Genomic DNA, 20,604 nt, shown 5'->3' with positions numbered 1-20,604 from the left:
GATTAAAGCTTTATGTCGTTAATAATTTTTCCGTCATCGATCGTTATCATACGGTTACATTTGTTCTTCCAGATATCATTTTTGGAAGTTACAATTACCGTCCACTCATTTTGTTCAGAAAGTAAAAAATCGATAATTTTACCTGAGGTCAATTCGTCCATTTTATCAACCGGATCTTCAAGGAATAATATATTAGGTTTATGAACAATACTTCGTGCCAAAAGAATTTTCTGTATATCTGAAGCCGAAAGTTCGTTACCACCCGGATGTACCTGATGTTCAAGCCCGTTAGGGAATGTTTTAATATCCGGCGTAAGCCCTACGTTATCTAAAGCCCATTTAAGATCATCATTATTAAGTGTATCATTCCCAAACAGAATATTTTCTCTAATGGTTCCTGCAAAAAGTGTATCTCCCTGTAAATAAGTTCCTGCCTGTGCCTTGTAAGTATCCTCGTTAAGACGATTCATATAATTATCCGTTACATACATCGCACCGCTTTCCGGTTCAAGCAAACCTGACAATAAACGCAATAAAGTACTTTTTCCGGCGCCGTTTGTTCCCCTTAAAATGATCTTTTCGCCCTGATTTATTTTCAGGTTGATATTTTTAAGCGATTTTTTATTGTGCTCCGGATAATTGTAACCTACACTTTCAGTTTCGATGTTTATTCCTGTTTCAGTTACTGCAGATGTTTCCGGAATACAAGACGTTTCCATATCGGTTACTTGTCCAATTTTTTCTAATGATGTCAGTACATCATAGAAAGATTCCAGTCCGAAAATAATTTTCTCTACCGAATTAATTAATAAAACAATAACGATTTCAGCTGCCACAAACTGCCCGATGTTCATTTGATGGTGAATTACCAGGAAACCACCAATAGACAAAAGGGCAGCTGTAACAATAACTTTAAAAATAATCAGCTGAATATATTGTTTTTTCATAACCTGAAAATGTTTTTCACGATAATTCAGGTACTTGCTTACATAACCATCGTTTCTTTCCAGCGCATATTCAAAACCTCCTTTTTTACGAAAACTATCACGATTACGTGCAATTTCCTGAAGCCAGGCCGCTACTTTATACTTAAATTTTGATTCATTAAGGCTCGTTTCAAGTCCATCTTTATATGAAAATTTAAAAATGACATATAAAATTACGATAAACAAAAGACCGATTACGGTAAAGAAAGAATGGTACAAAACCAATAATATGATTCCCAGACCAACCTGTAAAAAAGCAGTACAAAAATCCAGTAAAAGCTTTGCAGTTCCTTTTTGCACCGTTAAAGTATCAAAAAAGCGATTGGCTTTTTCCGGGGCATATTCTGAATACATTTCCTTAAATTTAATCAAAGGCATCTTGTAGGCAAACTCAAATGAAGAACGCACAAAAATTCGCTGCTGCAGGTTTTCTACTATTCGAAGCTGTAAGATGGTCAGGATTCCTCCGAAACCAACTCCAATTGTAACCAAAATTACAAGTACAATCCAGGAAACACTTAGCTGTCCGCTCTGGATAAAATTAATAATTGCCTGAATCCCTAAAGGCAGTGAAAGGTTTACTAATCCGGCAAAAGCAGCATAAAAAATGATTTGATATACATCGCGCTTGTCAAGATGAAGTAGATTGTAAAAACGTTTTAATGGTGTCATGAATTTATATAATAAATACAATATTAATAAATGTAACATATGGTAAAAACCATAGTAAAGATGCCAGATTACTCCAACATATACAAAATTAAGTATTTATACTATAAACCGGGGAGGCGGTAAATGAATTTTACCATGAAAACCAAATGAGAATATCTGATTATCAATATAATTTTTTCTATTTGAACTAATTTGAAAGTACAAAACAGACAATGAGGTATTCAATGGAATTAAATAATCTAATAAAGGAACTCCTTTTGCAATTTTAGTTGCCTTTGTTTCTTTTGTTTCGTAGTCATCCAGTTCTTCTGGAATTCCGTCACATTTGAATATTTTTTTAAGAAAATTACAAGTCATACCTTTCACGGTACCAGTTTCTGCATTATCAGCTATAATTCTGCCAAAACTATTTGATACATTGATGCTGCTGATTAAAAAATAGCCGATTAACAACGCCTGAAGGCATTTACAAAAGACACTATTTTTAATTCTGCTCAACATTTTCCTTTTCTTAATGGGGCGCAAGTTAGGACGAAATTTTATGGCCAACATTAAAATAACATTAGAATTGAATTTCATTCTGTTATTTTTTTCTTAATAAGGTTCTAAAAAAAAGCCGGAAGATTGTGTCTTCCGGCTATTACTATTTTCAGTTAAAGCATTACTGAAATTCTTTATTTTTTATCGATTTTATACAGTCTTCCACCATCTGTTACAGCATACAAAGCTCCGTCATTTCCCTGGGTAATATCTCTAAATCGCTGACCTTCGCTAACCAGAAGCCTTTCTTCACCAATAACTCGATTGTCTTTAATGGCAAGACGTATAATGTGCTGACCGCTTAATGCACCTATAAATAAGTTGTTCTCCCATTCTGGCACACGATTACCTTTATAAAATGTCATTCCGCTAGGTGACACAACAGGATCCCAGTAATAAACAGGCTGTTCCATACCTTCTTTTTTCTGAATTCCTTCACCTATCTTTTGTCCGCCATACTCAATTCCGTAAGTAATAACAGGCCATCCGTAGTTACTGCCCGCTTTTAATCGGTTAATTTCATCACCTCCTCGGGGTCCATGCTCGCTAAGCCAGATTTCACCTGTATCTGGATGAAGTGCCAGTCCCTGCGGATTTCTGTGTCCTATACTATACAATTCTGGTAAAGCTCCTGCCTGATTAAAATTTGGATTACCTGATGCTGGCTGTCCGTCTTTAGTTATACGGATTACTTTTCCTAAGGCAGCCGTAACTGACTGAGCTAATGGTCTGGTTTCTAAAACAGAACGCTCTCCTGTACTAACGATAAGGTTTCCGGTTTTATCAAAAAGAATACGTCCGCCATAATGAAGATCACTTGGATTTGCCGGATTTGCACGATAAATTACTGTAGCCCCTTCGATTGTTTTTTCATCATTTGATAATTTCCCTTTGGCAACTGCAGTTCTATTTCCTCCTGTTCCTGCTTCAGCAAAGACCCAGTAAATCATTCGGTTGGATGCAAAATCAGGATCAAGACATAAGCCTAATAAACCTCCCTGATTTGACGGATTTACAGTCGGTAAACCTGTAATTGCTGCACTTACTTCCCCAGTCACTTTCACAATTCGTAAAGTTCCTTTTGTTTTTTCAGTAACTAAAAGTCTGCCATCAGGAAGACTTTTGACGCCCCATGGACTTGTTAACCCTGAAGTGATAATTTTTGCTTCATACTCTGTATTAGTCTGAAGCCCGCCAATTCTGGTTTGACCTTCAAATGCAGGAGTATAGACTGTGTTGGGTGAATTATTCTCAACCGGATTTGTTGGTGTGCCCGGATCATTCAAAGTTTTGTCATCATTTGAACAGCTGAATAATGTCAATACTGCCATCGAAAGACTCAGCATGTAGTTTGTTTTTTTCATAATTTGGGATTTAAATTTTAAATTAAATCAAAAATCTAAAATTTTAACTACTAAAATTTATAAAATTCACCTTATTACTTATATAATTTTCCTTAATAAAAATAAAATCAATATATACAAACCTTCAGTGATTATAATTATTTTAAAAACTTTCCCTGAGCCAAAATAAACATTGCTATTTTATTATTTATTTTTATATTTGCCTTATTTTTATTTATTCTAAATAATTTAATTTCAACTCGATTTAAACCTTTTGGTGATAAATGAATCAAATACTTCAAATCTATTAATAAAGAATTCTACAGAATTTATGAAAACTAACCTTTTTGTTTCTTTAGCCTTAGTAGCTTCGGCATTCGTAAATGCCCAGCAAAAAAACATATTATTAGAACAATCTTTTTGGAAAACAGCTCCCAATGTTGAAGCTGTAAAGGCAGAAATAGCAAAGGGAAACAACCCCTCTGCCTCAACATCAAATGCTTTTGATGCGGTTGTAATGGCAATTAATAATGATGCTCCAACAGAAACTATAAAATTCTTATTGGAACAGCCAGGGAATGAAATAAATAAGCCAACACATGATAACCGAATTTACCTTCACTGGGCTTCAGGAAAAGGAAATGCTGAAATTGTAAAATATCTGATTGCTAAAGGATCTGATGTGAACTTAGAAGACAGCCACGGTGCATTCCCTGTAACGGCAGCAGCCAGCAGCGGCCAAAGCAATCCTGAAATTTATGAGGCTTTTTTTAAAGCCGGAATAGATCCTAAGAAAAAATACCAAAATGGTGCTAACCTGTTATTATTGGCTATTTCATCTGATAAAGAATTAAAAGCTGCCGAATATTTTGCCACAAAAGGATTGTCCTTAAAAGATGTAGATAATGATGGTAATACCGCTTTTACGTACGCTGCAAGATCCGGAAATATAGCATTATTGAAAAAACTTCTTGAAAAAGGAGTTAAGCCAAATGATAATGCACTTTTTACTGCTGCACAAGGAAGCCGTAGAGAAAGTAATACAATCGAAACCTATAAATATCTGGTTGAAGAAGTAAAAATCAAACCAACTGCAATAAATAATTCAGGGCAAAATGTTTTGCATCTTTTGGCAGGAAAACCAAACCAGACAGAAATTATCAACTATTTCATAAGCAAAGGTGTTGATCCCAATAAAGCAGATAAAGAAGGAACAACTCCGTTAATGGCTGCTGCTTCTGCAAGGGAAACCTCTGCTCTGGAACTTTTCATTTCTACAACAAAAAATGTAAACCTTCAAAATTTAAAAGGGGAATCCGCCTTGACAAATGCAGTAAAATACGGAACCCCTGAAGCTGTAAGTTTGCTTTTAGCCAAAGGTGCCGATGTAAATGTAAAAGACAAAGACGGTAATAATTTAGGCGTTTATCTTGTTCAGTCTTATCGCCCGCAAATGATGGGGCGAGGTAACGATAACGCTAACGCAAAACAAGATCCTTTTGCAAGCAAAATAAAATTATTACAGGATAAAGGACTAAACTTAGCCACTCCTCAAAAAGACGGAAACACATTATACCATGTGGCCGTTATCAAAAATGATTTAGCCCTGCTTAAAAAAATGGCTGACTTAAACATCGACATCAATGCCAAAAACAAAGACGGATTAACACCTCTTCATAAAGCTGCAATGGTTGCTAAAGATGATACAATCCTGAAATATCTTTTATCTATTGGTGCAAAAAAAGAAATTATCACTGAATTTGACGAAAATGCTTATGCTCTGGCAAAAGAAAATGAGTCACTTACAAAAAGTAATATTTCAGTTGAATTTTTAAAGTAACCCTAATACAATTTCAATTTTTTAAATTTCAAATAAAAACAAATCAATTTCAAATGAAGTCTATTATTAAAACTGCTCTTACGGGAACCCTTATATGTCTTGTTTCTTTTACTATAAATGCGCAGGCCTCAAAATATAAATGCATGCTTCAAATGTCAAACTACATGGGTGAAGGAGCTTACATTGTAGTTTCACTTATCAATGCTAAAGGAGAGTATGAAAAAACACTTTATGTAATGGGTGACGATAAAAAATGGTATAAATCACTGAAAGAGTGGAACAAATTTCATACTAAAAAAACTGAAGATATCAGTGCCAAAACCGGTGCTTCTGTTACAGGGGGAGACCGAAGTATTACTTCTATAGAAATTGAAGATTCTAAAATCAACAAAGGCTACAAATTACGTTTTGAATCGGCTGTAGAAGATCAGAAATATTATGTAAACGATCTTGAAATCCCGCTTACCACTGAAGGTCTTGCTGAAAAAACAGAAGGTAAAGGGTACATCAGATACGTAAGACTAAACAAAATATAATCCGATTACTTTTCTAGAATACACGCAATGACTCTCTCTTTCTGGCGTTACGCTCATCTGGCTTTGGCCTTATTTTCTTCCGTATTTTTAATTTTGGCTTCGGTAACCGGAATCATTCTGGCGATCAATGCAGCTCAGGAAAAAACATTGCCATATAAAGCAGCCAATTTCGATCAGATAACTTTAGGAGAAACGCTGCCTGTACTAAAAAAAGCATATCCTGAAATTACAGAGCTGAGTATCGATTATAATCAGTTTATAACACTACAGGCAATCGATGGGAATGGAGATGACATCAACGCTTACATAGATCCTAAAACCGGTAAAATATTAGGTACGCCTGAGAAAAAAAGTGAATTTATTCAATGGGTTACAGGTTTTCACCGTTCTTTGTTTCTTCATGAAGCAGGACGTTTTTTTGTGGGTGTAATCTCTTTTTGCCTATTACTAATATCAATTTCGGGTTTTGTTCTTGTTTTAAAGAGACAGCGCGGAATCCGAAATTTCTTTTCTAAAGTCATTAAAGAATATTTTGCGCAATACTACCATGTCATTTTGGGACGACTGGCTTTGATTCCGATTTTGATTATTGCGCTTACCGGAACCTATCTGTCACTGGAAAGATTCAACTTTTTTATGGGTGATGAAAAAGCAAGGCCTGTAAAAACGGAATTATCGGAAGAAGCGAAAAAAACTTCCATATTCAAAAACACCTTTCTTTCTGATATAAAAAAAATAGAATTCCCTTTTACGGATGATCCGGAAGAATATTATATTATTGAATTAAAAGACCGTGAAATTGAAGTAAATCAGATTACCGGAGCTGTTGTTTCAGAAAAACGCTTCACTAATACCGTTCAGTTATCTGCGTTGAGTCTTGATCTTCATACAGGAAGAATAAATGCAGTCTGGGCTATCATTTTGGCTTTAGCCTGTTTCAATATTCTTTTCTTTATTTATTCGGGATTTGCGATTACTCTAAAACGACGCTCCAGCCGTATAAAAAATAAATATAAGGCTCATGAAAGCAGTATTATTTTTTTAGTGGGTTCTGAAAACGGGAGCACTTTCAGGTTTGCCAATGCAATTCTGAAGCAGTTAATAGATCAGGGACACAAAGCTTTTATATCCGAGTTGAACCGGTTTTCTGTTTATCCAAAAGCAGAGCATATTATTGTCTTTTCTTCGACGCACGGCTTAGGTGACGCCCCATCAAACGGAACTCAGTTTAAATCGCTTTTGCACAAGCAGCATCAACAACAGAAAATCAATTTTTCTGTTGTTGGCTTTGGTTCAGAATCGTATCCTGACTTTTGCCAGTTTGCAGTCGAAATCGATCAGCTTTTAGAAAACCAAAACTGGGCAGAACGTTTTCTGGAACTGCAAACCGTTAATGATAAATCGGCAGTTGAATTTGTTAACTGGGTAAAATTGTGGAGTAAAAAAACCGGAATTCCGTTAGCTGTTACTCCATCTTTATACAACCATGTTCCCAAAGGGCTGCAAAAACTCATGGTTTTAGACAAAACAGCTATTTCTGAAACAGAACATACTTTTATCCTAACATTGCGGACTAATATGCGGGCTAAATTCAAATCCGGAGATTTACTGGCTATTTATCCTGCTAATGATTCGCGCGAACGCCTCTACTCTATCGGAAATCATTCTGGAAACATTCAGTTGGTTGTCAAACTGCATCCTCACGGATTAGGTTCGGGATTTTTAAATAATCTTGAAGCAGGTAATACGTTTAAAGCCCGAATCATAGCCAACAAGACTTTTCATTTTCCGGCTAAAGCTCCAAAAGTAGCTATGATCTCTAACGGAACCGGAATTGCTCCTTTTCTTGGAATGATTGAGCAAAATAAGAAAAAAACTGAAACTCATTTGTACTGCGGTTTTAGAATGGAAACCGAAACCGTTTCCCGTTATAAAAAGTTTTCAGATGAAATGGTTCAGAAACAAAAGCTTATGGGGTTTCATATGGCGCTATCGCGTGAAGCCGAACATATTTACGTAATGGATTTAATAAAACGTGATACTGATTTTTTTATTGATTTATTACAGCAAGATGGCTTCATCATGATTTGCGGTTCTCTAGCCATGCAAAAAGACGTTGAAGAAATTCTGAATGAAATATGTTTAGTCAACAGCATTAAAACTCTTTACGATTATAAGAAAAACGGACAATTATTAACTGATTGTTATTAATATTTTTATATCAAATGAAATCATCTCATTATAAAATATTGCTTCTTTTTATCCTCATTTCAAGTATTTCGGGGAATTCGCAGGTATTGCGTAAAAGAACGACTTTGCTAATGGGTGGCCGTTTTGATATTAGCATTGTTGCTCATGACTCCCTGACAGCTGAACAAAGCATTAATGAAGTAATAGAAGAAATCAGCCGCATTGAAAACCTGATCTCGGACTGGAAACCAGATTCACAAGTTTCAGAAGTAAATCAAAATGCTGGAATCAAACCCGTAAAAGTAGATCAGGAGGTTTTTGAATTGACGCAGAGAGCAATCGAATTATCTAAAAAAACCAAAGGCGCTTTTGATGTGAGTTTTGCTGCCCTAGACCGTGTTTGGAAATTTGACGGATCCATGAACGAAATGCCTTCGGCGGAAGCGATCAAAAAATCAGTAGAGAAAGTGGGTTATAAAAATATTGTTTTAGATAGTGTAAACTCAACCATTTTCCTTAAACTAAAAGGAATGAAAATTGGCTTTGGTGCTTTGGGAGAGGGATACGCAACAGATAAATGCAGAAGCATGATGCTCGCTAAAGGCATAAAAGCCGGAATCATAAACGGATCCGGTGACATGAGCACCTGGGGAAAGCAACCCAACGGAGAAGACTGGAAAATCGGAATTACGAACCCATTTAAACCTGAAAAAATTTTGGCTGTTGTTCCTTTGAATAACGGTGCAGTAACCACATCAGGCAATTATGAAAAATATGTAGTTTTTAATGGTAAACGATATTCGCACATCATCAATCCGGCAACAGGATATCCGGCAACTGGTTTGTGCAGTGTTACTGTTTTTGGTCCTAGTGCCGAAACTGCAAATGGTTTTAGTACCTCATTAATGGTTCTCGGAAAAAAAACCGGAATGGATTTTATTGATCAATATCCTGATTATAGCTGCATAATGATTACAGATGATGGCAAAATTATTAAATCGAAAAATTTTAAAATCAGTAAAATTGATTCTAAACTGAAATAGAATCTATTTATGTGATAAAAAAAGTAAATATATAAATTATAGTTTTATAAGCTTAAAAGGCATTCTACTTATTCATCTGTATGACTGATATTAAGTGAACCTCGATAAGCGTATTCCAATAAAATATATTTATAAGTGTTTAACTTATTTTTTTCTTGCCGAAGACTCCCTTGCCAAAACCTCAGTATTTAAAAAAGTGATTTCCTTAACCTCATCACCTTTAGCTTTTTTTAGATTTTTAATGATAATATCAGCAGCAGCCTTACCCATTTTTTCAGCCGGATGAGTTATCGTAGATAAAGGAGGATCAATGATTTGAGAAATGGGGTCATTATTAAATCCAATAACAGCGATGTCTTCCGGAACTTTAATCCCTCGCTTTTTAGCCGTCTGAACAGCACTAACGGCAATAATATCACCAGCTGCAAATATACCATCCGGAATTGGATTCAAATCAAACAATTTATTGCTTGCCATTACTCCTTCTTCATAAGTAACTGATTTTAAATTCACAATCAGTTCTTCATCCACAGGCAAATTATGATCTTTTAAAGCTTCAATATACCCTCTTCTCCTTTCATTATATAAATTACCAAATTCAGACCCTGCAGTTAAATGCGCGATTCGGAGGCAACCCTGCTCTATAAGATGTTTGGTCGCTTTATAACCTGCCGAATAATTATCGATGATAACCCTGAAAGTATTGAAATCCTTAGGAACCCTGTCCACAAAAACTAGAGGAATATTATTGTTCGAAAATTGCAAAAAATGTGACGTATCCCTGGTTTCCATAGCCAATGAACAAATAACACCGCTTACACGATTGCTGTACAAAGACTTAGCCATATTTACTTCCTCTTCAGAAGAGTCATGTGACTGCATAATGATTACCGTGTAACCGGATTTTTGCGCGGCAATTTCGATACCACTGATTAATGAAGATAAAAAAGGCTGAGTAACTGTCGGAATTAAAACGCCTATGGTTTTGGTTTTATTGCCGCGTAAGCCAGCTGCTAAAGTATTGGGTACAAACCCCATTTCTTCTGCTGTCTTTTTTACTTTTTTTATTGTTTTATCACTAATCGTATGATGATCCTGTAAAGCCCTGGAAATTGTTGAAGTTGCTAAATTTAATTTTTTAGCAATATCGTATATCGTTACATGTTTATTTTCTTCCATGAAATAAATAATAAATGAGTGTAAAGATAGCTATTTTCTATTTGAAGTGATCTTCCGAAAATCAAAGAAATAAAACCATTTTTTTGTCTTTCTCCTTAAGTTTTTTCATATATTTCCAGCCAAAACTATTGAAAACCACTAAATAAATATGCTAACATGACCAGACTTCTTTATAAACTATTAAACAGAAACCTCAAAAACATAATAGTTCCCGGGATGGTTTTTCTATTTTCAGTCGCAGTTTTTGCCCAGGAACAAAAAAGAAACTGGAATGGTAAAAAATGCGCTGTTGTACTGACGTATGATGATGCTTTAAATATCCATCTTGACAAAGTTATTCCGATGCTTAATTCGTATCAGTTTAAAGGAACTTTTTACCTGATAGGCTCCTCGCCTGTTGTTTCTCTGAGAATCGAAGAATGGAGAACAGCTGCCAAGCAAGGACATGAACTTGGAAATCATACTTTAAACCATCCATGTAACGGAAATATGCCGGGAAGGGAATTTGTAACATCTGAAACTGATTTGTCGAAATATACCGTTGCCAGAGCGGTTAAAGAAACCCAAATTACCAATACCTTACTTAAAGCTATTGACGGCAAAAACGAGCGCACTTTCGCCTATCCTTGCGGAGATTTCACTATTAACGATACACTATATTATAATTTCTTAAAAAACGATTTTGTTGCTGCCCGGGGCGTTTCGTCTGGTTATTTAAACAAAAAGGAAGTTGATTTTTCTAATATAAATTCCTTTTTTGAAAACGGAAGTACAGCCGAACAAATGATAGCACAGGTCGAAGAAGCAGAAAAAAAGGATTCTTTTATTGTTTTTCTGTTCCATGGTGTAGGCGGTGAACATGCCCTGAATATCGATTTAGAAGAACACCGAAAATTACTGGAGTATTTGAAGAAAAGAAAAAAGATATTTGGGTTGCCACAATGGTAGATGTGGCAAAATATATTAAAGATAATTAAAATTTTGCAGATCAGTTAATTTAGATTGATCTGCAAAATTGTATAAAGTAATTATTGTGTCAACAATTCTTTCACCATTTCATTTAATTTATTACCATGGATATTTTTGGCCAGAATAATTCCATTTTTATCTACTAAAACATTGAATGGCAATGCTTGCACCATATAGTCAGTTGCTGCTGCAGAGCTCCAGTATTTTAAATCACTTACCTGTGTCCATGGAAGTTTGAGTTTTGTTATCACTCCTGTCCAAACCGGCTTTTTTGTATCTAATGAAACTCCGTAAATATCTAATTTTCCTGAATATGTGTTGTATAATTTTAATAATTCAGGCTGTTCTTTAATACAAGGCCCGCACCACGAAGCCCAAAAGTCAACTAATACTAATCCACCTCTTAAAGATGAAAGGGCTACCTTTTCCCCTTTTGTATCCGGAAGATCAATTTCAGGAGCTATATCTCCCACTTCAAGACCTACAACCTGTGCTTTAACGGCAATCACAGAAAAAAACAACAATACGGCAACAAATAATTTCTTCATATTTAATACACTCAATTTATAGAATTCTGATTTATTTTCCCAGACAAATATAAATAACAACACGTAACTTTTTAAATAAAAATTGAGCATTATTCTATTATAAAATAACTGTCATTTTATTTGGCAGCTATTTTTTTTATTACTTACTTTGTATTCCAAAGTACTTTTTATTAGATGCAGTAAAATAAAGAAAATTATAACTTATTATAGGAAAAGCTAAAATGAATACACTACTTTATATACCAACATTTTTTGGAATGAGCATTGAAGTTTATTTCATTTTGCTCCTACTTGGTATCCTGACATTTTTCTTTTGGAGATGGCTACTAAAAAAATTTATCAAGGCAGATAAGACACGAAAACTTGTTACTTGGACGGTAACAATCGTGTCAACACCACTAATTTATGCTGGTCTAATCATACTTTGGGTTTTGAGTATGAGTTACCATCCAGATCATGACTTTGACAAAGAAAAATGGTTTAACGATAAAGAAAAGCGTTACGAGCTTTCAGAAGACATTATTGATAGCGAAATGCTAATTGGGAAGACGAAAACTCAAGTACAACAATTACTCGGTAATGAAGATAATGCTAAAGAATCGAACAATTGGAGTTACTATTTAGGATTTAGACCAGGTTTTTTCACCATGGACCCAGACGTGCTTTCAATTGAATTTAAAAATGGTAAAGTAGTGAATGTTGAGCAACATGGAACATAAATGAAAACAGAAAGCACTGTTGCAATACGGGTTTTAGTTAAGCAGTCTGACTTCACTTAAGGTGTTTTATTTACTACCAAATTCAAACTTTACTCTACGAAAAGCCGCCAGGAGACTAAACCTAAAATCGCTAATTTCTAATCAAACATTTAATAAACTTTATATCAAAACTTTGAATTTCAAAGAACTTTTAAAAATAAAAAAATAAAATAAAATAAAAAAAATGAAAGATAAACTAATCGAAAAACTTTATGAATATACCAAAGTACCGTATCAAAAATTCTTTAAAAGAAACAAACCATGGGAAGTTGACAAAGCAACGCTCCTGAACTATCCGGAAGGCAGTTTAGGATTTGGATTAGGAAACTTTCTTGATAAAAATCATTTTGATATGCAGCCCAAATTAGAAGATCATGATGTCATTCACGTTTTAACTAATACGGGAATTTCAGTTACTGATGAAATCGGGATGCAGTATTATCTTTTGGGAAACGGAAAGAGAAGTTTGTATTTGTTTTTGGTAATCTTTTCAGGTACTCCCTTCTACCCTAAACAAATTCGGTATTTTATTGAACAATACAAAAGAGGTAAAAAAGCACATCCTTTTTATTATCTGAATTTTTCAAATATGCTTTCTGTACCTGTCAAAACGATTCAACACATTTTTAATATTTAAACTTATGCAAACTATCCATAAAAAACTTTCTGAGGAAACCCGGACTATTGAATTGGTAATGGGAACTTTTATAATCAGTACTGTCTTGTTTTCGTTTTATATGTTAACCAACAAAAACGATAATGTTCTGGTATTTGCTTTTCCGTTTGTTGTTTCAGCTTTGCTTCTAAACGGAATTATGCTGTTTCATCTGATAGACCGTTTTATAAAACTATATAATGACCGAAGAGATATTGCTGTTAAGATTTTGCTGCTGTTGAGTAATATTCCTATTGGGTATTTGTATTATGCTATTGCGATGAAATGGTAATAATGGCTTTATATTATTTCAAATATACTTTTTCTTTCTTCTTGAGAATTTAGTAGAAAATAATGCATATTCCAAGGTGCAGGTTTAACCTCATCTGAATAAAAACAACAATTTATCATCTCATAAGTTTGTAATTCTATACAAACTGCATTTATATCTAATTCATAACATTCAGAATATGTCAAATGAGCTGGGTTAGGAAAAGAATCTTTGTAGATTTTATTATATCTCGGTTGAAAATATTTAATTAAAGCAGCTTCTGTAAAATTTATTCTCTGTTGTTCATTTATACCTTCTCCAGTTAATTTATCACTAACTTTTTTTCTTCTAATATCATCTTCCTTTAGTTCCTCATTTGAAAATTTTGTACGACCATCCATCATCACAAAATTTATTTGGGAAAATGAAGCTAATGCTAAATAAATTTCACTGTCAGGATTATTTATTATTGCCTCTGCATAAATCCCTTGTAACGTTGAGTGACTTACTAAACGGTCTGGAGCTGTTCTTGCTCCATCTACACCATATGATTGCCCGATATAAAGCACTTCTAAATTTAAAAAATCCCCTGAAGCATAAGTTTGTAAAAAAGGGGAAACTTTTGCATCTACTAATACTTCGTCATTGCTTTTTAATTGAAATATATTAAAAGGATATGAAGAAACAATTTGAATATCTTTCGATTCTAAATTGTTTGCGAATTTATATTCTTTCTCTTCAATTACTCCTTTTCTGTTAATTCCAAATGTCATTTTTAGGTACTCATCACTTGCTTCAAATTTTTCTGGAATTATAGTAAGTCTTGGTTTTTTACATATAAAATAAATATGGCAAGGGCTGTTTTCGTCAAAATAATTAAATTCTGATACGAATTTTAATTCTGGTTGTTGGATAATCATTATTTTATCCAAGCTCATGTTTATTGCAAATTCAGTTGGAAGCCTTTTGCTCATTTATTTATTGAATTTATTTTTGCTTTTAAATTGCCACAATTAGTATTTATAAATCAATTAGCCCCCGGCAAAACAATTCCACCCTGATCTATCAAATAGAGCAAAGTAGTCATTGTAGCTGCACCCAGTTCCAGCTCTCTTTTATTGATGGCGTCAAATTTATCATTTGCTGCATGGTGGTAATCAAAATAACGCTGTGAATCCGGTTTTAAACCTGCTTTAACAATTGCTTTTGATGTTAAATGATTTATGTCTGAACCTGCATGGCCAATGGTGAAACTGTGTACCAGATAAGGCTCGAAAAGATCTTTGTAACCTTGTATTTTTTTCAAATTGGCATCGTCTGCTTCAATTGAAAATCCTCGTGGTGTAAATCCGCCCGAATCGCTTTCTAAGGCAAAAATATGGTTTTCGTTCTTTTGTTTTGAAACTTCTTCATATTTGGCCCCACCTTTTCCGCCGTTTTCTTCGTTCATAAATAAAACGACACGAATTGTATTTTTAGGTTTGTAATTGAAACTTTTAAGAATTCTAACCACTTCCATACTTTGCACAACACCTGCACCATCATCATGCGAACCGTCTGCCAGATCCCACGAATCCAAATGACCACCCACAACCATAATGTTTTCTGGTGTTACCGTTCCTGTCAATTCTCCGATTACGTTGTACGAAAGAACATCAGGCAAAGTCTCGCAGGATTGTTTGAAATAAAATTTTAAAGCTGGATTATTTTTTAAAGTAGCACTTAATAATTCAGCTCCGTTTGTACTGATTGCTGCTGTCGGAATATATTGTTCTTTTGGTAAATCGCCATAACTCTGCGCTCCTGTATGTGGAAAATCATCTAAACGTAGGTTCATTGAACGAACAATAGTTCCTACGGCTCCCAATTTAGCCGCTTCTTTGGCTCCGGCAAATCGCTGATCGACACAGGCTCCGTATGATTTAAAAGTTTCAATATTTTCAGGATTCATTGGTCTGTTGAAAAACACAATTTTTCCTTTTACTTTATCGCCTAACGTTTTTAATTCTTCAATACCCTGTACTTCTATTACTTCAGCGGTTAGTCCTGTTTTTGGGGTTGCAACAGAGCCTCCCAAAGCACAAATTGGTACTACGGTTTTTACTTTTCCGTCTAAAATAAATGCTGTTTCTTTTTCGCCACGTACCCAATGTGGCACCATCACTTCCTGAAGATACACTTTATCAAGACCTAAACTTTCTAATTGTGTTTTGGTATAATTAATCGCCAATTGAGCATTTTGTGATCCTGATAAACGAGCCCCGATATCGTTAGACAAATATTCTAACCAGGTATAACATTTAGAATCGGTTAAGGCTTTTTTATAGAACAGTTTAATGTTTTTTTCATCATTTGATTGTGCAAAAGATAACAATCCGCTTAAAATCAAAACAGGCAGAAGAGTTGTTTTTTTCATGTTTTTATAGGTTCTGGCGTTATGGTAAATTACCGTCAGTTTGAGTGTTTTATTTAAAAAATACAATAGTTTTTTAAAACAAAATGTATCGAGAACCTTAGTATTAAAAGCTTCTCGATACATTTTTTAATTATAAAGCTATCGCATTATTATTAAAAACCACTCGAAGTGACGAATGGAATCATTGAGTAATAACATCTGACTCCTTTCACAAAGAAACAAAAAATCTCCAGATCTGTCAGATTTTTTCTTCAGCCTTTTCACAAAAAAGCCCTGATTTACAAATTCTTCAATTTGTAGTCAGAGCTTTTATAAATTCGTTAAAAAAAATTATTCTACTTCGATAATCTTATTTTTTGTACCAATTCCATTTTCATTAAAGGCTTCAATGGTAAAATAATATTTTGTGCCTTTATCCAAACCTCTGAAATCATACGAACTATCGCCATAAATCATAATGCTGTTGTACAATTTATCGGGAGCAATTCCGTAATAAATAGTATATCCGATTGCATCATTTTGTTTTTTCCACGAAATTATAGCGTTTCGTGAATCAGCTTTATTTCTGTTTATTTTAAAAGAAGCAACTGCTTTTGGCTTTGCTGCTAATCCGTTTCCGAAAACCCTGAAATCTGAAATGGCGAACAATCCGGAAGCGTTATGAATGTTTTCCATTTTAATGTAACGCGCCTTAATTGATTTTGTGAGTTCAAGATAATCGTGTGGTGCATCTTTGTCATTTTTTGATTTATCGACAACTAAAGTCCAGTTTACAGCATCATCCGACATAAAAATTTTATACTGATAGTAAATATCCATTGCTTTATTGAACTGAGTAGCTTTATGGTCTGCGTAATTAATCTGTAAGGCTTTTATTTCCATTGGTCTTCCCAAATCCATTTGAAGCCATTCCCCGGGATTACTGGTTTTAGCAGACCAATAGGTCTGAATATTTTCATCTGTTAAATTTTCAGACCTGTAACAGAATTTCTCATAGACTTTTTTCCCGCCGTTATCCATTCGGTGTGTTTCGACTTCCATACATTCTTCAGAAGAAGAAACCGTTACCGGCTTTTTATACGAAAGCAGCATCCAGCCTGACGAAGCGCCTTTTGTCTGATCACGCTGGCTTGTTGGTAATACAATGGGTAAATCGCCGTATGAAGTAATAGAATACATAACATCATCCTTATCAAATCCGGCAGGAAACATATCGATACGGCGCTCAAAACGGTCTTTAATAGATATTTTACACGTTCCCGTATTCCAGTAATTCCCGTAATGGTCTGCAAAAGTATTTCCGTGTCCCGCTCCAATAACGAATCCGCCCGGTTTATATGACATCGGATTGTGTTTTTGATACGTAAAAGGCCCTAACGGATTATCTCCTACATGAACGCCATTGGCATAACCTTTAAATTCAGTTGCCGGCGCACCATACTGCATATAATATTTTCCGTTGTGTTTCGTCATCCAGGCACCTTCGATAAAATTTCCCCAGGGTGCAGGTTCCATATCATTGTTGGGGCCAAAACGTTCCCAGCCATGAGCTGATGGATCCAGAATCGCTACTTCTTTAATCTGACCATATGGTTTTTGAATATCTTCAACCTCGGTCGCTTTGTATAATGTTGCATAATCAGCCTGATTGCCTTTTGGAAGCCAGGTGTTGTAATCAACCTCAACACCAACTAGAGGCAATTTTCCACTTGAACCGTAATACATGTAGATTTTTTTATCATCATCCTGAAAAATCGCAGGATCCCAGGTTGGAAGCATGGCTTTATCAACATGGCGTGTCCATCTTCCTGATTTAGGGTCTGCAGTTTTCCAGACAGGATGATCTCTTTTCCAGGTTGAACCTACATAAAACAAAGTATCGTTTACCACCCAGGCTGCAGGAGCGCACTGATCATCATCTCCCGGCTGTCTCTGGAAACTTCCGTAAACAAAATTCCAGTCTGACATGTCTTTACTCCAAAAGAAACCCGCCTGATTGGTGGCAAATAAATAATAATCTCCTTTATACGTAATAATTACCGGATCGGCACTGGAGCGTCGGGATTCCGGAATTCCGTTGTGATTGTGTGTTGTATAATTGTAACCAATATTGATCGGATTACAATAGGTAGTTGCTGGTGCGTTTGGATCAAACCATTCTGTTTTTTGTGCCATGATACTGCTATTAAATCCTAACAGTAAAAGCAAAAACATAATTGAATAAATTGTTTTCATCTTTGTTATCTTTTATAAACCTTTTTGAGTGTATTTAAACCTGTACTGTTATTATAAAAAAAGCCCTTCGTATAACCAGTACGAAGGGCAATCACTAATAACAAACCAACTACTTAGTTAACTCAAAACTAACTTTCTTATCGGCAGCCGAATTTCCTCCTACGAAAACATCAAACTGTCCGGGCTCTGCTACAAATTGTAAATCAGAGTTATAAAATTTTAAATCTTCAACAGTGATCTCAAAGCTTACTGTTTGTTTCTCTCCTTTTTTAAGTGTTATTTTTTGGAAGCCTTTTAGTTCTCTAACCGGTCTTGTTACAGAACCAACCAGATCCCTGATGTACAATTGAACGGTTTCTTTTCCGTCAAAATTCCCTGTATTTGTTACATCAACCGTTACTTTCAGTTTTCCACTGAAATTCATTTTATCAGCTGAAATTTTCAGATTTGAATAATCGAAAGTGGTATAGCTCAACCCAAATCCGAATGGAAATAAAGGTTCGTTTCTTTCATCAATATAATTTGATCTGAATTTTTCGAACTTCCCTTCTGTATTCGAAAGCGGTCTCCCTGTGTTTTTATGTGCATAATAAATCGGTACCTGACCCACGCTTCTTGGGAAAGTTGTAGTTAGCTTTCCGGAAGGATTTACATCTCCAAATAAAACATCTGCAATAGCGTGACCCGCTTCACTTCCGGCAAACCAAACGTTTAGAATAGCAGGAACCGTTGCGTTTTCATCATTTAAGACCAAAGGACGTCCGTCAAACAAAACCAATACGACAGGTTTCCCGGTTTTTAGCAAAGCATTCAGTAAATCTTTTTGGGCCTGTGGAATTTCCAGATTTGTTCGGCTGCTGGATTCACCGCTCATTTCTGCAGATTCACCTAAGGCAGCCACAATTACATCGGATTGTTCCGCCACTTTTAAAGCTTCTGTAATTAATTCTTCTTTAGGACGAGGATCACGATTTAAGGTTTTGCCAAACATAGTAGCATTGGTTTCAAAAGTTTCGTCGTAATCTAAATTGCTTCCTTTAGCGTAAAGTACTTTTACTGATTTTCCGCCTACATCCTGAATTCCCTGCAGTAATGAGATACATTTTTCGCCTACAGTAGCTACACTCCAAGTCCCTGACATATTGTTTCTGGCATCTGCCAATGGTCCGATAAGGGCAATAGTACCTGATTTTTTAAGTGGTAATACCTGATTTTGATTTTTTAATAAAACCAATGATTGTGCTGCAATCTCACGGGCTTCTTTTCGGCTAGCTGTCGTAAAGATTTCTGTTTTGGCTCTTTTCGGGTCGCAATATTTATACGGATCGTGGAATAATCCTAAATCGTATTTGGCTTCCAAAATCAATTTAACGGCATTGTCAATAGTTTCTATCTTTACTTTTCCTTCATCTAAAGATTTCTTCAAGGTTCCCAAAAATCCTTCACCTACCATGTCCATTTCAACTCCGGCATTTAATGCTAAGGCAGAAACTTGTTGCAAATCACCCATTCCGTGATCAATCATTTCAGGAATCCCGGTGTAATCTGTTACTACAAACCCTTTAAAGCCCCACTGTTTTCTTAAAACATCAGTCATTAACCATTTGCTTCCCGTTGCCGGAATTCCGTCTACTTCATTGAAAGATGCCATCACCGAGCCTACTCCGGCATCAACTGCAGCTTTGTAAGGCGGAAAATAGTCATTAAACATTCGGATGTGGCTCATATCTACGGTATTGTAATCACGACCTGCCTCCGGAGCACCGTATAAAGCAAAATGTTTGACACAGGCTAAGATGGAATTATTTTTAGAAAGATCGTGCTGCTGGTATCCGTTCACCATTGCTTTTGCAATCTGGCTTCCTAAATACGGATCTTCTCCTGAACCTTCGGAAATCCTTCCCCAACGAGGATCCCGCGAAATGTCAACCATAGGAGAAAATGTCCAGTTGATACCATCAGCACTTGCTTCCTGCGCAGCAATCTGCGCGCTTCTCTCGATTAGCTTCATATCCCAGGTACAGGATAATCCAAGCGGAATCGGAAAAGTTGTTTCATAACCGTGAATCACGTCCATACCAAAAAGCAGCGGAATTTTTAAACGACTTTTTTCAACCGCAATTTTCTGTACTTCTTTAATTTTCTGAACTGATTTTATATTGAACAAGCCGCCAACTTTACCTTCAGCGATATTTTTTGCAACATCAGAACTGTTTGCCTGTCCTGTTGTAATATCTCCTGAAGTTGGTAAGTTTAACTGACCTATCTTTTCATCTAAAGTCATTTTTGACATTAATTCCGCCACAAACTCCGACTTTGGTTTAATTTTTACTGCATTCTTAGTATTCTTTTTTTGGGCGTAACCCATAATAGTACAACCTAAAAAGAATATGATTAATTTCTTTTTCATATGAAAATATTTA

General features: G+C 35.3%; 17 protein-coding genes. 8 read left to right on the top strand and 9 right to left on the bottom strand.

Annotated elements, in window-relative coordinates; genetic code table 11:
• Window positions 1-2 precede the first annotated feature (2 nt).
• The 3 genes from P5P89_RS18190 to P5P89_RS18180 all read right to left on the bottom strand — a co-directional run bounded on the left by P5P89_RS18190 (window position 3) and on the right by P5P89_RS18180 (window position 3,562).
• A complete protein-coding gene (locus P5P89_RS18190; RefSeq protein WP_278009582.1) occupies window positions 3-1,658 on the bottom strand; it encodes a peptidase domain-containing ABC transporter in 1,656 nt (551 codons plus the stop codon).
• 96 nt (window positions 1,659-1,754) lie between these two features.
• Window positions 1,755-2,237 carry a hypothetical protein gene (locus P5P89_RS18185; RefSeq protein ID WP_278009581.1) on the bottom strand — a complete coding sequence of 161 codons (483 nt, stop codon included), beginning with the start codon at window positions 2,235-2,237 and terminating at the stop codon, window positions 1,755-1,757.
• Between the two features lie 95 nt (window positions 2,238-2,332).
• Window positions 2,333-3,562, bottom strand: coding sequence for a PQQ-dependent sugar dehydrogenase (locus P5P89_RS18180; protein ID WP_278009580.1), 1,230 nt, complete (start codon window positions 3,560-3,562; stop codon window positions 2,333-2,335).
• A gap of 310 nt (window positions 3,563-3,872) precedes the next feature.
• Between P5P89_RS18180 and P5P89_RS18175 the strand changes: the two genes are divergently transcribed.
• Genes P5P89_RS18175 through P5P89_RS18160 form a run of 4 tightly spaced genes read left to right on the top strand, consistent with a single transcriptional unit; the run spans window position 3,873 to window position 9,150 of the window.
• Complete coding sequence (locus P5P89_RS18175) at window positions 3,873-5,381, top strand: ankyrin repeat domain-containing protein (RefSeq protein ID WP_278009579.1); 1,509 nt, start codon at window positions 3,873-3,875, stop codon at window positions 5,379-5,381.
• Between the two features lie 53 nt (window positions 5,382-5,434).
• On the top strand, window positions 5,435-5,917 hold the full coding sequence (locus tag P5P89_RS18170) for a DUF2271 domain-containing protein (protein WP_278009578.1): 483 nt from the start codon (window positions 5,435-5,437) through the stop codon (window positions 5,915-5,917).
• 27 nt (window positions 5,918-5,944) lie between these two features.
• Complete coding sequence (locus P5P89_RS18165) at window positions 5,945-8,128, top strand: PepSY domain-containing protein (RefSeq protein WP_278009577.1); 2,184 nt, start codon at window positions 5,945-5,947, stop codon at window positions 8,126-8,128.
• A gap of 14 nt (window positions 8,129-8,142) precedes the next feature.
• Window positions 8,143-9,150: an FAD:protein FMN transferase gene (locus P5P89_RS18160; RefSeq protein WP_278009576.1), complete on the top strand. Its 1,008-nt coding sequence runs from the start codon at window positions 8,143-8,145 to the stop codon at window positions 9,148-9,150.
• 144 nt (window positions 9,151-9,294) lie between these two features.
• On the opposite strand, the gene P5P89_RS18155 is transcribed toward P5P89_RS18160, so the two are convergent.
• Window positions 9,295-10,329, bottom strand: a complete 1,035-nt coding sequence (locus tag P5P89_RS18155; protein WP_278009575.1) for a LacI family DNA-binding transcriptional regulator — start codon at window positions 10,327-10,329, stop codon at window positions 9,295-9,297.
• A gap of 156 nt (window positions 10,330-10,485) precedes the next feature.
• Between P5P89_RS18155 and P5P89_RS18150 the strand changes: the two genes are divergently transcribed.
• The gene (locus P5P89_RS18150) at window positions 10,486-11,277 is read left to right on the top strand and encodes a polysaccharide deacetylase family protein (protein ID WP_278009574.1); all 792 of its coding nucleotides are present in this window, start codon (window positions 10,486-10,488) and stop codon (window positions 11,275-11,277) included.
• An 80-nt stretch (window positions 11,278-11,357) separates the two neighbouring features.
• On the opposite strand, the gene P5P89_RS18145 is transcribed toward P5P89_RS18150, so the two are convergent.
• Entirely contained in the window at window positions 11,358-11,846 is a 489-nt protein-coding gene (locus tag P5P89_RS18145) for a TlpA family protein disulfide reductase (protein WP_278009573.1), read from the bottom strand.
• A gap of 257 nt (window positions 11,847-12,103) precedes the next feature.
• On the opposite strand from P5P89_RS18145, the gene P5P89_RS18140 reads away from it, so the two are divergent.
• From P5P89_RS18140 to P5P89_RS18130, 3 genes are all read left to right on the top strand, one after another.
• Complete coding sequence (locus tag P5P89_RS18140; protein ID WP_278009572.1) at window positions 12,104-12,565, top strand: hypothetical protein; 462 nt, start codon at window positions 12,104-12,106, stop codon at window positions 12,563-12,565.
• A gap of 223 nt (window positions 12,566-12,788) precedes the next feature.
• Entirely contained in the window at window positions 12,789-13,241 is a 453-nt protein-coding gene (locus P5P89_RS18135; RefSeq protein WP_278009571.1) for a hypothetical protein, read from the top strand.
• A 4-nt stretch (window positions 13,242-13,245) separates the two neighbouring features.
• Window positions 13,246-13,551 (top strand): hypothetical protein, encoded by a 306-nt coding sequence (locus tag P5P89_RS18130; RefSeq protein ID WP_278009570.1) that lies wholly within the window; start codon window positions 13,246-13,248, stop codon window positions 13,549-13,551.
• Window positions 13,552-13,559: 8 nt separating this feature from the next.
• Here the strand turns inward: P5P89_RS18130 and P5P89_RS18125 are convergent, their stop codons facing one another.
• The 4 genes from P5P89_RS18125 to bglX form a co-directional block, all read right to left on the bottom strand.
• Window positions 13,560-14,504 (bottom strand): hypothetical protein, encoded by a 945-nt coding sequence (locus P5P89_RS18125; RefSeq protein WP_278009569.1) that lies wholly within the window; start codon window positions 14,502-14,504, stop codon window positions 13,560-13,562.
• 53 nt (window positions 14,505-14,557) lie between these two features.
• Window positions 14,558-15,946: a M20/M25/M40 family metallo-hydrolase gene (locus P5P89_RS18120; RefSeq protein ID WP_278009568.1), complete on the bottom strand. Its 1,389-nt coding sequence runs from the start codon at window positions 15,944-15,946 to the stop codon at window positions 14,558-14,560.
• 330 nt (window positions 15,947-16,276) lie between these two features.
• A complete protein-coding gene (locus P5P89_RS18115; protein WP_278009567.1) occupies window positions 16,277-18,181 on the bottom strand; it encodes a family 43 glycosylhydrolase in 1,905 nt (634 codons plus the stop codon).
• Between the two features lie 109 nt (window positions 18,182-18,290).
• Complete coding sequence (gene bglX, locus P5P89_RS18110) at window positions 18,291-20,591, bottom strand: beta-glucosidase BglX (protein WP_278009566.1); 2,301 nt, start codon at window positions 20,589-20,591, stop codon at window positions 18,291-18,293.
• Window positions 20,592-20,604: the final 13 nt, after the last annotated feature.

This window comes from Flavobacterium gyeonganense, from assembly GCF_029625295.1.
Lineage (GTDB): Bacteria > Bacteroidota > Bacteroidia > Flavobacteriales > Flavobacteriaceae > Flavobacterium > Flavobacterium gyeonganense.
This window is presented reverse-complemented; position numbering and strand designations above follow the sequence as displayed.

Excerpts from the sequence above, each read along its gene's own strand:
- P5P89_RS18155 (WP_278009575.1), bottom strand. The coding sequence starts at position 10,329 with ATGGAAGAAAATAAACATGTAACGATATACGATATTGCTAAAAAATTA.
- P5P89_RS18190 (WP_278009582.1), bottom strand. The coding sequence starts at position 1,658 with ATGACACCATTAAAACGTTTTTACAATCTACTTCATCTTGACAAGCGC.
- P5P89_RS18140 (WP_278009572.1), top strand. The coding sequence starts at position 12,104 with ATGAGCATTGAAGTTTATTTCATTTTGCTCCTACTTGGTATCCTGACA.
- P5P89_RS18150 (WP_278009574.1), top strand. The coding sequence starts at position 10,486 with ATGACCAGACTTCTTTATAAACTATTAAACAGAAACCTCAAAAACATA.
- P5P89_RS18160 (WP_278009576.1), top strand. The coding sequence starts at position 8,143 with ATGAAATCATCTCATTATAAAATATTGCTTCTTTTTATCCTCATTTCA.
- P5P89_RS18185 (WP_278009581.1), bottom strand. The coding sequence starts at position 2,237 with ATGAAATTCAATTCTAATGTTATTTTAATGTTGGCCATAAAATTTCGT.
- P5P89_RS18180 (WP_278009580.1), bottom strand. The coding sequence starts at position 3,562 with ATGAAAAAAACAAACTACATGCTGAGTCTTTCGATGGCAGTATTGACA.
- P5P89_RS18130 (WP_278009570.1), top strand. The coding sequence starts at position 13,246 with ATGCAAACTATCCATAAAAAACTTTCTGAGGAAACCCGGACTATTGAA.
- P5P89_RS18125 (WP_278009569.1), bottom strand. The coding sequence starts at position 14,504 with ATGAGCAAAAGGCTTCCAACTGAATTTGCAATAAACATGAGCTTGGAT.
- P5P89_RS18170 (WP_278009578.1), top strand. The coding sequence starts at position 5,435 with ATGAAGTCTATTATTAAAACTGCTCTTACGGGAACCCTTATATGTCTT.
- P5P89_RS18120 (WP_278009568.1), bottom strand. The coding sequence starts at position 15,946 with ATGAAAAAAACAACTCTTCTGCCTGTTTTGATTTTAAGCGGATTGTTA.
- bglX (WP_278009566.1), bottom strand. The coding sequence starts at position 20,591 with ATGAAAAAGAAATTAATCATATTCTTTTTAGGTTGTACTATTATGGGT.
- P5P89_RS18165 (WP_278009577.1), top strand. The coding sequence starts at position 5,945 with ATGACTCTCTCTTTCTGGCGTTACGCTCATCTGGCTTTGGCCTTATTT.
- P5P89_RS18145 (WP_278009573.1), bottom strand. The coding sequence starts at position 11,846 with ATGAAGAAATTATTTGTTGCCGTATTGTTGTTTTTTTCTGTGATTGCC.
- P5P89_RS18175 (WP_278009579.1), top strand. The coding sequence starts at position 3,873 with ATGAAAACTAACCTTTTTGTTTCTTTAGCCTTAGTAGCTTCGGCATTC.
- P5P89_RS18135 (WP_278009571.1), top strand. The coding sequence starts at position 12,789 with ATGAAAGATAAACTAATCGAAAAACTTTATGAATATACCAAAGTACCG.
- P5P89_RS18115 (WP_278009567.1), bottom strand. The coding sequence starts at position 18,181 with ATGAAAACAATTTATTCAATTATGTTTTTGCTTTTACTGTTAGGATTT.